Annotated in this window: 11 protein-coding genes; 1 reads left to right on the top strand and 10 read right to left on the bottom strand. The window is 30.3% G+C overall.

The genetic code is table 11. The annotated features are described in order from the left end of the window. Positions 1-382 precede the first annotated feature (382 nt). The gene (locus PBN93_RS08370; RefSeq protein WP_271080411.1) at positions 383-1,939 is read left to right on the top strand and encodes a carboxypeptidase-like regulatory domain-containing protein; all 1,557 of its coding nucleotides are present in this window, start codon (positions 383-385) and stop codon (positions 1,937-1,939) included. A gap of 15 nt (positions 1,940-1,954) precedes the next feature. On the opposite strand, the gene PBN93_RS08365 is transcribed toward PBN93_RS08370, so the two are convergent. The 10 genes from PBN93_RS08365 to PBN93_RS08320 form a co-directional block, all read right to left on the bottom strand. Then, positions 1,955-2,329 carry a DUF423 domain-containing protein gene (locus tag PBN93_RS08365; RefSeq protein WP_077401396.1) on the bottom strand — a complete coding sequence of 125 codons (375 nt, stop codon included), beginning with the start codon at positions 2,327-2,329 and terminating at the stop codon, positions 1,955-1,957. 20 nt (positions 2,330-2,349) lie between these two features. Next, positions 2,350-2,781, bottom strand: coding sequence for a hypothetical protein (locus tag PBN93_RS08360; RefSeq protein ID WP_077401393.1), 432 nt, complete (start codon positions 2,779-2,781; stop codon positions 2,350-2,352). A 42-nt stretch (positions 2,782-2,823) separates the two neighbouring features. Beyond that, positions 2,824-6,831, bottom strand: a complete 4,008-nt coding sequence (locus PBN93_RS08355; RefSeq protein ID WP_271080410.1) for a DUF2194 domain-containing protein — start codon at positions 6,829-6,831, stop codon at positions 2,824-2,826. Next, positions 6,828-8,807, bottom strand: a complete 1,980-nt coding sequence (locus tag PBN93_RS08350; protein ID WP_271080409.1) for a hypothetical protein — start codon at positions 8,805-8,807, stop codon at positions 6,828-6,830. Before PBN93_RS08350 ends, PBN93_RS08355 begins: the two co-directional genes overlap by 4 nt. Beyond that, complete coding sequence (locus PBN93_RS08345; protein ID WP_271080408.1) at positions 8,807-9,574, bottom strand: endo alpha-1,4 polygalactosaminidase; 768 nt, start codon at positions 9,572-9,574, stop codon at positions 8,807-8,809. The genes PBN93_RS08350 and PBN93_RS08345 overlap by 1 nt, the downstream gene beginning before the upstream one ends. A 40-nt stretch (positions 9,575-9,614) precedes the next feature. Further along, the gene (locus PBN93_RS08340; RefSeq protein ID WP_271080407.1) at positions 9,615-11,219 is read right to left on the bottom strand and encodes a hypothetical protein; all 1,605 of its coding nucleotides are present in this window, start codon (positions 11,217-11,219) and stop codon (positions 9,615-9,617) included. Continuing rightward, a complete protein-coding gene (pelF, locus tag PBN93_RS08335) occupies positions 11,191-12,708 on the bottom strand; it encodes a GT4 family glycosyltransferase PelF (RefSeq protein ID WP_271080406.1) in 1,518 nt (505 codons plus the stop codon). The genes PBN93_RS08340 and pelF overlap by 29 nt, the downstream gene beginning before the upstream one ends. A 175-nt stretch (positions 12,709-12,883) precedes the next feature. Next, positions 12,884-13,888: an endo alpha-1,4 polygalactosaminidase gene (locus tag PBN93_RS08330; RefSeq protein ID WP_077401378.1), complete on the bottom strand. Its 1,005-nt coding sequence runs from the start codon at positions 13,886-13,888 to the stop codon at positions 12,884-12,886. Positions 13,889-13,908: 20 nt separating this feature from the next. Continuing rightward, positions 13,909-15,069 carry a metal ABC transporter permease gene (locus tag PBN93_RS08325; RefSeq protein ID WP_271080405.1) on the bottom strand — a complete coding sequence of 387 codons (1,161 nt, stop codon included), beginning with the start codon at positions 15,067-15,069 and terminating at the stop codon, positions 13,909-13,911. Continuing rightward, positions 15,062-16,186: a metal ABC transporter permease gene (locus PBN93_RS08320; RefSeq protein WP_077401372.1), complete on the bottom strand. Its 1,125-nt coding sequence runs from the start codon at positions 16,184-16,186 to the stop codon at positions 15,062-15,064. Before PBN93_RS08320 ends, PBN93_RS08325 begins: the two co-directional genes overlap by 8 nt. Between the last annotated feature and the right edge of the window lie 6 nt (positions 16,187-16,192).

Raw genomic sequence — 16,192 nt, 5'->3', positions numbered from 1 at the left:
ATGGAAACACTACAACATATCTTAGTTTTTATAACTGCAGCGATTGCTTTTGGGTATATCGTTAAAAAATTCTTTCTTCCTAAATCTCTTTTCACAAGTAACAAAAACAAAAAATCTTGCGGTTCTGATAGTTGCGGATGCAGCTAAACAAACCAACAAATAGTCAGTATTTTTCTTAAAACATTCATAATTTCGTTAAAGAAATAAGAATTCTATATTAAAATTATCAAAAAACGCTTTTTTGTAGTCCTTATATTACTTTAATTAGCCCACGGCTAAAAAAGGCAACAAAAAAAGGACTATACAAACTACTAAAAACCATAGTATTAGGTTATTTTTTAAGTTGTTTTAGCTTTATTGGGCAACACAAACCACATTGTTGTTGTCTATACTAACAAGAAACAAAACTAAAGAATCAAAAATGCGTAAAACTACTCAACTTGCTTTATTAATCATTACTATTATAACAAGCAACATTGCTAAATCTCAAGAACTAAACGCTAGCATTAAAGATGCTAACAGCAAAGAACCAATACCATATGTTTCAGTTGTTTTATCTAACAAAAAAGGTGTTATTACAAATGGTGAAGGTAAATTTTCATTAAGTACAACAAATACAACTGCTGTAGATTCTATTTTTATTTCTTGTATTGGCTACAATACCATTGCGCAACCAGTATCTACTTTTACAGATAGTATAATTTATATGTCTCCCAAAACAATAGAGCTTAGAGAAGTATTGGTTTCTAACAAAAACTACACCGGAGAAGAGATTATAGACATTGTAAAAGATAGTTTAGACAAAAACTACAATGAGGAGTTTACAAGAAAAAAAATGTTTTTTAGAGAATCATACTACCAAGGTTTTGATAAAACAAATTACACATTTATGAAGTCTACAGTTAAGGAACTAAATAAACCTTTTATTGATAGTATTTTAAATGCAGTTCCAAAAAGAGACAATAGTTATTCTGAAATCTTATGTGATTTGTACGGAAACTACAATAGAGAAAATATGAAGATTGACGGTATAAAAGCGTGCAAATTATATGATGAAAAATCGGAATTAGATATAAACAACCTTGAGGAAAAGTTTAATGAAATTATAAAAGATAATGTAAGACCAGATTCTTATTTTAAAATAAAATCGGGCATATTTAGCACAAAGGTAGATGCTGAAGAAATGGGTGTTGCAACTATAAAAAAAGACAGCACAGAATTAAAAAAGCAACTTGAAAAAAGGAAAGAAGAAGAACGAATAAGAAATGAAAACTTTGCAAATCATAGAAAACACACTATTGGTAGGCAGTTTGAAAACTTGTTTTATATGGAGGATGCAAAATTAAATGTAATATCAAAATCTGGCCGCTACAATTTTACTATTAAAGACTACACATATTGGGGAAATGCACCAGTATACATATTAAATTTTGAACCAAAAAGAGGTGAAGATTACAAGGGTACAATGTATGTAAATGCAGATGATTTTGCAGTTATACGAATTGATTATCAGAACGTTAAAATGCTAAAAAGCATAAAATTGTTTGGCATATCTTACCAAGAGCATTTAGCAAATGGAAAAATGATTTTTGCTAAAAATGAAAATAACACCTATGACTTACAATATTTAGAGAGAGAAACGGGAAGCAAATCTGGCATTAACAGACCTTTAAAAATAATTGAAAAAAACAAAATTGTAAAAGGAAAAAACCGACAAAATGAGCTATATGTTAAGTTAGATATGGCATTTACTAATGTAGTAAAATATGAAATTGTTGTTTTTGATGCAGAACCTATAACAAAATCCACCTTTACTAATTTTGAAGAGAATAAAGACATTAAACCTAAACACTTACGTAAATACGATCCGGAATTTTGGAAAGGTTATAACATTATTGAACCTAACCAAGCCATAAGAGAGTTTACGGCAGTAGAATAATAAATATAATTACACTTACAAAACGGTAATTAGTAAAAGCGCCCAACCTAGGACTAATCCCAAACCTCCTAGGGGCGTTATTGGACCAAGTATTTTTACTTTTTTTCCTTTGGCAGCAGAAATACACAAACCATAAATGCTAAATGAGAATAAAAATACACCTATAATAAAGGCATAACCCATTACAACCTCAATAGTTGTAGAAAAACTATAATTAAAACCTAAAACTAACAATACAATAGCATGATACATTTGATACTTTACACCAGTTTCAAAATTTTTGAGTTGGTCATCTGTGAATATTTTTTTTAAAGCGTGTGCTCCAAATGCGCCAAAAACTACAGCTAACATACCGTACAACGCTGCAAAAAATTTAATTGTGATAATCATAAACCTTAATTAAGTAGAATTTATTTTAAGCTAGATAAGCTGTCTAATTTACTAGAAAACAATGTATACATTTTTTCTGTTTCCAAAGAGTCTGAAACATTAAAAAAGAGCTGGAGCGTATCTTTATAAGTCACTTTAATTTTTTGTGTAGATAATTTATCTACAAAAATGTATACGTCTGTATTATAAATAGAGTCTTTAAAAATGCCTTTTTCTGTTTCACTCACAGAAAACCCATTAATACGCTCTAGAGACGGTATTTTATCAACCATTTCTACCATATTAACATCGGTAAAATTTATCTTTTTATAGTATATACCAGATAATATTTTAAACTGATTGCTCTCTACGTTAATCCAGTTTTTGTAGTGTGCCATAAAAGCAGCAACTATAACCATTAGTGTTAGTACAATTACCACATTCCATAGCCAGTGTATTTTTCTATTTTTCATCACAATTACGAATGTACAACAGAATAGATTTGTAGAAAAATATTACTTAAAATTATGTACAAAACCCAGTTGATAGGTATTAGAAAAATAATTATCTATTGTATAGACCTCAACTCCTAATTGCAGTTTAGTAAAATTAAATAACCTATAGCTTAAATTCCCTATATAGCGTTGAAAGGTTGGTTCATTGGTTTCTGCAAATATACCCGCATCTAATGTACCATTAAACTTACTTTTCTCTGTTCCTAATTGCAGTAAAACTCCTGGCCCTGCGTATGCCCTATTTTCTGCCATCCAATAAGGAAAACCACCTCTGCGTTCTACACTTCCTTGACCATAAGAAACTTCTGCATAAGGAAATAGCTTATGGTTTATACCATTTAAAACTCTAAACTCAGATCTACTGGTTAATATTACTTCTACCTGAGAATCTGTATAGTAGTTACCTTGTAACGCAAAAACTTGTCTAAAGGTTTTAGATAGCAAAAACTCGTTATAATTATCTAGCATAAGTCTATAAATATTTGCACTGTAACCTGCGCCAGATTTTACAGGAAAAAAATTAGCTTCAAAAGAAGTAAAGTTCCTTTCCTTATTACTAATTAAGCCCGCTCCTATTTTATAAAATAAATCTTGAGACTCCACATCTTTTTCTAATCCTCCATTTGCCCAATACTGCAGTTCCTCTTTACTAGTATTTTTATATCCATACATAAAACCAAATAAAGAATAGCTATTGTTATTATTTCTGGGCCTACCAGTTCTAATAGGGCTCATTACACTTTGTGTAACAGACAAGCTATGTACATTAAATTTTTTATCGTACAAATTATAGCTTAATACATTTGCTAAGCTTATTGGTGAAGTTGCATCATAAATTGCCTCTGTATTACCACTAACAGAATTACCCTCTTGCAAACGTATAGCGTTACTAATATCTGTACTAACATTTTTATACAAAATACCATCATCAGAAGCTATTACTTTACGCTGGTCTCTTATATTTAAATTTTTTAATTCCGCATTAATTTTAGCTTTTAACCTGGTTTTTCCAATACCTTTTGGTATTGTTTTAGCAATTGCTACAGAGCCATTAACCTTACCACTATACAACAACAATAAGCTCATATGAAGTTTGGCATTGTGATCCTCAGGATTAAGGGCTATGTAGTTACTATAGGTGTTAGACAACAACTCGTATTCTTTTAACTGATGATACCATGATAATACAGATGTAACGGGCAAATCTTTTGCACATTTACCCCAACTTAAAGCTTCTCTATACAACTTAAAACCTTCATAAGCATAAGCAATATCCTTTGCCAAAGGCACTAAACTACTATCTGTGCAAGCCTCTTTATTTTGCAATTCTTTAAGGGCTTTTTTAGTGTTTTTTTGAAGCAGTATTTTTATGTATAAAGGAAAATTTAATGTTTTTAGCGAATCAAAATTAGAACTGTAAGCCCACCAATTTTGCTTTGTCTCTTCATCAATATCCAAGCTACATTTAGACCAATCTAAAGCCTTATCAAACATAAAATTATCTGCATAAATCCACGCTATTGCAGTTGCAGAACTCATGTATCCTTCTTCACAGGCATCAATCTTATTTAGCTCTGTAAAAAGATCATCAAACTTAAAGGCTAATAAGTGCTCTATGTATTTTTTTTTGTTGTTTTCATTTGGTTCTACAATTGCTATTTTATTTAAAACATCTTTAATTTTTGTTTTATTAAGGTCAACAGAAAAATAATCTACATATTCTTTAAGTATACTAATATCTTCTGTATTATCTTCTATGTGCCTAGTAAGCCAAGTTTCTCTAATTTTTAAAGTAGAATAATCTGCAATTTTAGAAATTGATCTAGACAATTTAACTACCTTATTTTTATGGTTACTATTCTGATAAAATTGTTCTACAACTTGCCATAAATTATTTTCTTTTTTTTGCCATACCATATAAGTGGCATAATCTAACCACTGAGACCTTGTTATATTAACTCCTTTAAGAATGTTAGTTTGGAACAAATTTGTTGCGCTGTTTAAATCTCCTTGCTCTACGTATGCATTAATTTGTTTGTTTAATGGTTGTAAAATAGTTTGCCTATTTAGGTATTCATTTTTTTTGTTGTTAACCTCCTGAACCATTATGGCATTAGGTATACTAGCAAACTCATTTTTGTATTTTAAGTTTGGCAATGAAAGAGTAGTTTCGTCTGTACTAACCGTAAATAAATAACCATTTAAAAGGGCTGTTTTTTTAAACTTGTGTTTATTTTTATTTAAATCTTCCTCTAAAATTTTTGTATTATTTGCAGCTGAATACACCAACCAATAATTGGTATTACCACCAAAATAATAATCTGTATCTACCACATACCTATCTGCCTGTTGCAAATGGGTGTAATAGGCATACCTCCAGTCCTGAACTATTTTTGAAGACTCTGTTGCGTTTAAAAACCTGCTAAAAGGGTGTCTTTTTTTAAATTGTATAATGGTAGACGTAAACTTATCTAACATTCCTTTTTTACCATTAGACGTATACCAGTTTAGCTCGTTTTGATTTCTGAATGGATAATGACTGCTTGTAACCTTATTAGAGGCATCTGGAATTTGAAAAACATCATCTGGATGTACAAAATGGGTCCAAATACCCGTATAAATATTCATAGACTCCAATGCAAACAAATTATCACTGTCTAAATCAAAACCACTTGTAATTCTTGGATATCCGAAAAAACCATTGTGGTAAGGATCCGGATCAAAATCTCTGTCTCCACCATCTTCTATATCTCCTAAATAAGTACTTTGCACATATTTTATGCTAGGCATAGCCTTTTTTAATTGTGCTAAGCCAATACTGTCTATATAATTAGAAGGAGGAACATATGATACAGGCAAAGCTCCAAAACCTACCGTTTTCCATTTTTTTGCTGCTGTTGCTAATGCAGTAGCCATATAGTCTGGCTGTTTCCAATCTGTGGTTAGTAAAGATACATGATTATAACCGTGTAAAGCCATTTCATGGCCGCTAGCAATAATATCTTGACCAATCCATACACTTTTTTCTAAAATTTTGTTATCGTTTACAAATACATTTCTATCCCATTCTTTAAAAATAAAAGGAGGTTGTACTTGCTCATTATAATCAAAAACAGCATATGCCGTATAAGTTAAATTCTGTTTTTCTGCCAATTTTTTCATATCTGGCCACCATACATCTTTTACATAATCTGCTATAGAAAGATTTAACTCTTCCTTAATTGGAGTTTTATAAATATCATAAAGTGGAGAGGGAAAATCATCTAAAAATATTGTTGAAGTATTAGCTATTGGGTATGGAACTCCTTCTAGACCATTTAATGTTGTAGAAAACAAAATACCTCTAGACCATTTATCAAACTCTACATTGGAATTGTATAAAAGTACTTTTCCTTTACCTATTTGATGTTCTAAAATTACAGGATATTGTGTATTAGTAGCTGTAACTAAAACGTTTACCTTATTTGTGAAATTTTCTTTTGCTAAACCATTGTGTATACTTTTTAATTTTAAGGAAAACCCTTTTAAATCTGGAAAAAGCGGCTGTTTAAAATAATATCCCGATGCCCGGTTATTTGTATTAAAATTAGCTACAGGATTAAGCCCTAATAAAAAACTTAACCTTTTATCTTTTGTCGCCTTTAGTAAAAATAAAGTACCGCCTTTTGCTACAAAACTTTGTATACTATCTAAAGTGGTATTTTCTAAAAGCTCAGAATTATAGACACACAAAACCCTTGTACTTTTGGCTATATTTTTATTTGTATTAAAAGCATCTACTCCTATACTCTGGTAAGGTATTTTTGTATACTCTAGTGTTTTTTTAAGATGATTAGCTTGATTAATATTATTGGCGTCTGTACCATCTACAACAAATTGAACCAAAGATGGCTCACTACTAACTTTAGGTTTTGTGTATTTGTGTGAAAAATTATATAGTTCTTTTTGGCAACTTATAAGCAAGCTAGCCAGTAACAATATAACTATAAGTGATTTGGTAAGCCTCATAGTTTAATAATAAGATTGTTTAGGTTTGTAGAATTTGGGATGTTTACAATTTTGTAAACAGTTAAATTTGGTGTTTTATAGTAAACTTTTACTGTTCTGTTTTTGCTTGTTAATGTATGTAAAACGGTTTCAATTTTCTGTACTATTGCTGTATTGGTTACCAAATGACCTTCATTTTCTTTTTCTGTTGTTTTAGACACAAAAACAAACACACTATTTGGTAAAACATACTCAGGATTAGCTTTTAAAAATGGTTTATTATTTTTATTTAAATGATAAATAGAATCTCTATGCGTGTAGTTGGCTAAAAAATCTTTGTAATTAATAAAGGTGTGTTCAGATTCTGATAAAAAATGACCGTAACTAGAATTTACAACCCCATAAGAATACGGCAAGTTATTAGTAGATAAATTATGGTAAACGTTTAAAACACTTGTTTTTAACTCCTGCTTATTAGCTACAACATAATTAGTGTAAACAGGATTAAACTTATAAGCTGTTAACGCTATAATTACAAAAAGAAATAGTACTATTATAGGTTTGTATTTACGTACGTCTAACAAAAAAGTGTCTTTAATATAGGCCGTTAATACACCCACTAAAATACCTATTACAACAACAATAAAAACAGATAAAGATTGATAATATAAATCTACATCTAACCATTTAAAATTTAGATTAACCAAAAAAGTAATTACAATAAAAAACATTACAAAAATAAGTGCAGGCAACCATTTTTCTTTATTAAAAAATAGTTTAGGCAACAGTACTAAAAATGTAATTATAGCTATGGCTTTATAGGCAAACAATAAGTTATTTAGTGTTATTGCTAAATGTGGAAAATAGGTGTATACGTCTACCAGAAGCAAACTTCGATATAAAAAATCTGCAAAAGATTTATTTACAAAGTATGACGCTGCGCCATAAACACTAAGCATAAAACCAAGTGCTGCAACAAATGCTAATATACTTTTAAAAACGTATTTTTTATTAATTTTATTAACGCATAAAACCGCAATAACCAAAAAAACTGGCACTATAAATACGGCCACAAAAAGATTAACAAAACAAACAACTACGTATAGTAAAAATACAATTAAAGTGTACCTATTTTTACTTACTACTAACATAGTAGGCTTTAGTGTAAATAGCATTGCAGGCAATAAGAAACACAATGCAAAATACAACGGGTTATGCTCTAATAATATATTTATATTAATAGGCATAAAGTCATAATAAAAGGCAAAAAATAACACACTTACTATAGGCGCTACATAAATTGATTTAGCCATTTTGCTAACAACCCAATATATAACTATACCTAAAATAAAATTCTCTATTAAGCCAAAGGAATGCATAGCAATTTCCTCACTAATTCCTGTTATTTTGCTATAAAAATTTACAAAAACTAGCTCTCCTTTTAATTCCAAACCACTAGTAAACCATTTGTTTAAATTTATTTTTTTTACAATTGATAAATTTTTAACCCATAGGTTTGACAGTGTATATAAATCATTTTTTAAAAAAGCATATCTAGATATAAAGACCGCTAAAGCAGTAACAAAAGCAGAAACAAAAACATAGTTAATTTTCACTATTTTTAGTGAGTTCCACCTTGTTTGTAAAGACTGTTTGGGGTTGTGCTCTAAGAATCTAAAAAAAGACAATAAAAAAGAATACCTTTTTTGTTTAAAATTAGATCTCAGAGTAGCTAATTTGCCAAAATTAAAATACTGAAGAACAAGCATTACAAAAAATAATGACAGTACCGTAAACGTGTCGTACATATTTACTTGCACTAACACAAAAACCACTACAAAAACTAAACTACCGTAAAAAAATAAGCGCTTTAAAACATAGTTTAAACTATATGTACTTAGTGGTTGTTTAGTTATCATTTGGTGTATTACAAATAGCATTATAATAAGCAGAAGTACACGCAAAGGCCCAATTAATGTGATGTCTAAAACTGGCATTACTTATCCTGTGGTTTAAAAAAATTAGGAATACTTTGCAGCTCTATATTTGCTATAAAAAAAGGAAATTTTAACGTTTTAAGCCTTTTATGCAAATCATTTTTCATCTTATAAGTGTTGGTATACTCTAACAACAATATTGGTTTGGTTACGCTATTACTTACTTTTTTAATATTATTTAAAATCGTTTTGGTATCCTTTACTTCTCTAAAACTATATTCTTTGGTTTTAAAATTATAATTGGTATAAACAGACTCCATAAGTATTGCATCTGTACTCTGTTTTAGCTCTTTGGCTATAAATAAACCCGCATTTTGTACCACATAAAAGTTTTTGTGTTTAACTTTAATACTCTTTATAAAATCTATAAGCGGTTTTTTATAATCCTTAAGAACTCCCCATTTAGATGTATTATCTAAATTATCTAAAAACACTCCGTTAAAACCTTTGCCTTTTATGTTATTAATTTCTAGATGCAAAGCTTCTATTGTTTGCTTAGCAGCTAAATCTAAATAAAAACTATTCCAGTTGCTATTTTTACCAAGTGTAGTACCCTTTACGTTTTTAAAAATACTTGCGTATTCATTGGCTTCTGTTGTGCTTAAATAAGCTACAACTTTATCATTATTTTTTTTAAAAAGGCAAATTTCATATTGGTTATAATGTGCGCTTTCTAATATTACAAGCTTATAACCCTTAATTAAACTAGGTTCTACTTTGCCATAACATATAAAAAAGCTTTGATTAGCTACAGTTTTTTGCGCCACATTTATATTAGAAACAAACGGCACAATTAGATATAAAAAATTAATAAGCCGCATAATAATAGTAATCTAATTTTTTAAAAAAAATATAGTTATCTCTAAGTGTTAAGACTAAAAAAACAATTGAGCCTACAAGCATTCCTACAACACTATACTCATAACTAATTGTTCTACTTAAAATAAAACCAACAATAAAGTTTACAACAACAGAAATTAGCAACGCCCTTAGTGCTTTATGTGGCTTGTTTAATGTAAAAAGATACAATGTGTTTAACATAGCCCATGTTAAAAAGAAATATCCAACACCACCAAGTACACACACCTTTATACTTAAAGCACCTAACTGCTCACCAAAAGCACTAAAATACCCCCAAGGTTCTGTAATTATATAGTAAAGTATTACAACTGCTACCATTGCAGATACAAATAGGAGAGCAATATGGCCCCAGTACATTTTATAAAATTGGGAGTTAAATTGTTTAGTTTGTAAAAACTGTACTTTTTTCTGATTAATATCTAAAAACTTGCTAAATGCAGCTATAGCATACTCCATAACCCCTGCAAGTAAAAAGAAAACAAGTATGGCCAAATCCATCCCTATTTCATAATCTTTTTCATATAAAAAAAGAAATTTTTTTGTCTGAGTTACATCGGCAGACCAAGCTAAAATTCTATCTAAAAAAATAAAAACATAAATTAAAGCTCCGTAAAAAAAATAAAAGTAATTACGGTACAATACAATTAACCTTTTTGGTCTAATTTCACCTTCCGTACTAACAACATAAGGTTTTAAAAAGTAAGCTAAAAACAATTTACTTAAGCCTATTGCTGTACTAATACCCAACCAATGTGTTATGTATATGTGTATAGATGTATGTAACTTAAGAAACAAGGCTAAAACTGTTGCTATAAGTACCACTACAGATATTACCCAACGCTGCTTTATGGTATGAAAAGGTGCGGTATAAAGTAACAAAGTACCTATTAACAAGGAGTACATAAAGGTTACAAACCAAAAAGTAATCGGAAAAAGAGAAAACAAAAAATTAACTACAGCCAAACCTACAAAAACAGCGCAAATACCATAAATTCCAGACTTTATAAGCTTTTTTATTACAATTTTTGATTTGTAATATTCTTTATGGTTCCAGTAAAATGACGCTTGTTTTCCTAAAACCTGTACATAACCTCCAGATATAATTAGGCCTAACATAACACCAACAACTACGGCTGTAGACTGCATTACATTAAACTCTGTAAAAGTCCATAAGGAGTACCCAAAAAATACTATAGTAACAATTTGTAATAACACAGGAAACAAATGAAAAAGACCTATTGGATAAAACTTAAAAAGTAATTTTGCTTTTACCCATAAGTAACCAGACACCGGAATATTTTTATCTAATGTTTCTTTTTTCTCTAACTCTTTTACATTAAATAATTTTTTCTCATCTGTTGCTTTTAATTTATTATAAATAAAAGAAGATAAACCATCTAACGAGTTATAACCGTAGTCTTTAAGCATATCTTTTTCGCGCAAGCCAAAAGACTCTAACGTTGCTTTTACTACCATTACACTTACTGGATTGCCAATTTTAGAGACAACCTGTGCGGTTAAATCATCTATAGTTGGTAAAACTTGGCTCATCTTGGGGGAAACTTGCTAATTTTGAGATTTTATTTTTTGTATTTAACAACTCATAAGTTTCTTCAAACTCATGAATAAAATTTTTAATGGTAAAGTTTTCTTGTATTTTTTTTCTACCATTTTCTGCCATCCAATTGCGTAATGAAACGTCATTTAACAGCAATGTTACTTTTTCTGCAATTTCAATATAATTTTTAGGTTTACATATAAAACCGCAACTATCATCAATAGCTTCAGATACTCCACCAACATCTGTAGCAACTACAGGAACTCCACAGCTCATAGACTCTATTACTGTAAAAGGAAAACCTTCTGAAATTGATGTTAATATGGATATATCTCCTTCGGAGTAGATTGCCTCTGGTGTAGAATGAAAACCTGCCAATTTAAAATTTTTGCTCAGGTTTAACTCTTCAATTAAATTTTGACATTCTTTAGTGTACTCTGGCACAGCATCTTTATTACCATAAACCAAAAATTGTACATTTGGTATTGTTTTTCTAACCTCATTACAAGTTCTTATCATTGTAAGAATATCTTTTAGGTCAAAAATTCTTGCAGCGGCAACCACAGTTGGTGTATTTTCTAAATGCTTAGGCTTATTTCTTGGGACAAAAACATTAGGGTCTACACCGTTATATATAACTTTTGTTTTATTAACATCTGCTCCATAATGTTTTTGCCAAGCAATGTTAAATTTGCTTACAGAGGTAATTTTAGCAGCATGGTAATAAACTAATTTAGTAATGCACTCAGAGAAATGAATAAGCATTTTCTTTAAAAAATACGAGTAATCTGCTGCACTAATTGCAATTAAACGTTCTCTTATAAAAACACCATGTTCTGTAACCAAAATAGGTGTATTGTATTTATACTTTAAACATAAGGCAGGCAACACTGCTATTCCAGAAATTGTTATATGCGACACATCTGCTTTAGGAACATCTATGGCTATTGGTATTAAAAACCTATATATCCATCGCATAGCAATGGTTACATCTTCTAAACTAAGTTTAACGAGTTCATTTTGTGGCAAGGTACTTTTTAATACTTCTGTAAATGCATCCCAAACAGGTTTGCTGGTCATTGCTACTTTATAATCATAATCATTAAAAAAAAGCCACATATTATAAAAACAATCATCTAAAACAGTAACCGACTGCTCTTTAGAATAAATTTCTTTGATAAAGGTTATAAAGTATGGTACAAATTTTTGAGAAATAGCATCTGTAGATGTACGTTCTCTTTTATAAATAACATCAGAGTATTTAACATCATAATAAACACAGTCAAAAGGCTCCTCGGCAGACCACATTGGCACCTGTATTACCTTTTTTACATTATTGCTTAATTTGTATTTTGGTTTAGGTTCTACCATTGCATTAATGGCATAAAGTGTATAGTCTACATTTGTAATTTCATTACACAAGTTATGTGCCCATGTAGATACTCCTCCGTGGTTAAACGGATAAGTACCTTCGGTTATCATTAATACATTAATTTTACTTTTTGTAGTCAAGTTTAATATTGGATTTGTGCCAGAACACAAAACAACTACCAAAAAATATTTTTTAAATAAGAATATAGTTAAGTTGCCTATTTACTCTATAAAATAGATAAAATACACCATTGGACTACAAGTTAAAATATGTTAAAAAAATTGACTAGTTTTCCTCAAAAAAGTTGAAAGCGTCAATAATATCCAAATAAACTCCATCAAATTTTCTATCTAAAATTTTGTCTAAATAGGCACCTTCATTACCAAAAATTAAATTTTTCCAATCCTTATTCCAATACTTAACTTTGTAGTTTCCTGGCCAATTTCTATTTTCTTTGTCTAACCAAGCTGGAGTAGTAGATTTCCATTGTGGCTTCCAATAATACCTGTAATCTTCGGCTTCTCCTATAGACATATAGCATATTACCAATCTCTTACCTCCGTTTTCTTTAATCTTAAGTTTTTCAATTTCAGAAACTGTAAAAGCTACATCTCCATTAAAAAACAAATCAATTATTAGCACATCATAATTTGTGTTAGCAACATCACTTATAAACTTATCTTTAAGCTCATAGTTTTCAGGATTAAGCAAATACAAAAAATTACCAGCCTCATTTAATGTTGTAATGTTTTTATTTGATGCATTGTAAACTGGCACATTTGGTATTACATTTAAGTCTCTTTCTGTAGCTGCAAAAGAAACAAAACCCAGATTATTGTTACTTGCTTGTGAATTTTTTATTTTATATTCTGAAGAACAATAGTCTGTAACCAAAATTGTTTTTCCTCTATTTTTAGACAACTGCAACAATTGCGTTATATAAGCTGTTACTTTTTTAGGCGTTGCACCATTATCTTTTGTATACCCATAAAAAAGATCTTCTTGCCCGTGGCCATCTATTGCGTCTAAATATGTAGTATTAATTTCTGATGAAATCTCGCCATCACTAGTAATTAATTCTATACCGTTTTGTGGTATTACTAAAAAATTAGGGTTTATATTTTTTGCATAGGCACTTAAACCTACAACAAAATTGCGCATTTCTTGCCTATAATTTATAGAGTCCTTAGCAGCAACTTTTTCGTCTAAGTTATCATAATTAACAGCAGAGCTACCACAACTAAACATTACAATAAAAAGTAACAAGCTAGTTATTTTTTTAATCGACATAATTTTTGATTATTTATATATTATCCTCTAAACAAAAAGAAATCTTCTTTCATTTTTTCTATTGCTACCGCACTATTAGTTGTAATATAGTCTATTGCCTTATTTGTAAACCCCTGTCCTTTTTCTGTAAGTGATATAATGTTATTATTTATCACTATCATATTATTTTTTAATGCCAAATCTAGTACAGTTTTAGATTGCATTTTTCCCCAATTAATATGCTCACTTAAATGGTTTATGTGTCGTTCTGACTCTTCACTATGGTTTTGCAAATGCAACATAAATGTAAGTAGATACACTTCTACCTGTTGCCTTTTTTGCCTAAATAACACAGAAATTAGACCTTTACTTGGCGCAAATAAATAAACCAGTAAAAATAGAACACCTAAAACTGTGGTCATAGAACCCGCTATAGAAGCATCTAAATAATGTGCTACCCAATAACCAATTATTGCAGAAGCCACACCCGCAAAAACAGCAATAACTAACATTTTTTTAAGGTTATTTGTAAGCAAATATGCCATTGCAGCTGGGGCAATCATAAGCGCCACAACGAGTATGGCACCTACAGCATCAAAAGCACCAACTGTTGTAACAGATGCAATAGACATTAAACCGTAGTGTATTACCAAAGGAGAAAAACCTAATGTAGCCGCCAATTGCTTATCAAAAGTACTTACTTTAAGTTCTTTAAAAAAAGTAACCAATAAAATTAATGTAACAACTACAATACTACCAATTACCCATAACGATTTTGCTCCTAAATCTACACCATTAACCAACAACCTGTCAAATGGAGCAAAAGCTAGCTCGCCTAATAAAACGGCATCTACATCTAAATGTACATCATTAGCGTTTTTTGCAATTAAAATTACACCAATACTAAACAATGCAGGAAAAACCAAGCCTATAGCTGTATCTTCTTTTACAAGTCCGGTTTTTTGAATATACTCTACTAAAACAACTGTAATTACACCAGCAACAGCAGCCAATAAAATAAGCCAAGGCGAGTTTAAATCTTCTGTTAAAAAAAAGCCTATTACTAAACCTGGCAAAATAGAGTGACTAATAGCATCACTAATCATTGCCATTTTACGTAGTACTAAAAATGTACCAGGTATAGCACAAGCTATAGCCACTAAACAAGCAATAAGTTGTATCTCTAATTGTGCGCTACTCATTTTCTTCTAATTGATTATATAAATTTGCAGCCGTACTAAATCCTTTTTCTGTTAAAGACCACATTGTTTTAGTTACCGTAATTAGTTCTCTGTCTTCTAATTTCTGAAGGGATTTACGCGTAAACCCGTGAAAATTATTTAATATCTTTATAGCGTGTGGGTGATTTATATTATCATGTGATTCTACAATTTGATACATAAAAGCCAACGTTTTGTTTAACTCCAAATCTTTACGGTTGCTGCGGTACCTAATTTCCCTAAATAACAATCCTCTTTTAGGTGAAAAAATAAACGAAAACAATACAAAAACGGCAGCTATTAAAACAATTACTGGTCCTGTAGATAAATTGTTAGAGCTGGCACTAATTGCAGTACCAAACACTCCTGAACAAGCACCAAAAATAGCAGCTAAAACTACCATTACACTTAAACTATTTGTCCATTGCCTAGCTGCTGCTGCTGGCGCTAATAGCATAGCACTCATTAAAACCACACCAACTGTTTGTAGCCCCACAACAATAGATATTACTATAAAAAAGGTAATTAAAACATCTAAAAATTTTACATTAAATCCTAAAGATTTAGTGTAGTCTACATCAAAAAGCAAAAGCTTAAACTCTTTCCAAAACACCAATAAAATAAGTAAACTTAAACCCGCTATAATACACATTGTCCAAACATCACTGGCCACTAAAGTTGCCGCTTGCCCAAATAAGTATTTATCTAACCCAGCTTGGTTTGCATTAGGCATTTTTTGTATAAAGGTTAACAACAACATCCCAAAACCAAAGAATAGTGATAATATAAGCCCTAAAGCCGTATCTGTTTTTAAATGTGTTTTTTTTACAATGCCTCTAATCCAAAAAGTACCAACCAAACCGCTTACCAAAGCACCAATTAATAAAGTATTGCTGTCTTTAGCTCCTGTAATTAAAAAAGCCAAAGCAATACCAGGTAATGCTGCATGTGATATTGCATCTCCTAGCAAACTTTGTTTACGCAACACCGCAAAACTGCCAAGCATACCACACAAAGCACCTAAAATTGCAGTGCCTAAGGTTATGGTTTGCAGTGTATAATCTGTAAACAATAGGTTAAAATATTCGGTTACGGTCACTATTTA

Origin of the sequence: Cellulophaga omnivescoria (genome assembly GCF_027915275.1) — a bacterium.
In the GTDB taxonomy this organism is placed as follows: Bacteria; Bacteroidota; Bacteroidia; order Flavobacteriales; family Flavobacteriaceae; genus Cellulophaga; species Cellulophaga omnivescoria.
The sequence above is the reverse complement of the archived record's forward strand: the minus strand, read 5'-3'. Positions and strand labels throughout refer to the sequence as shown.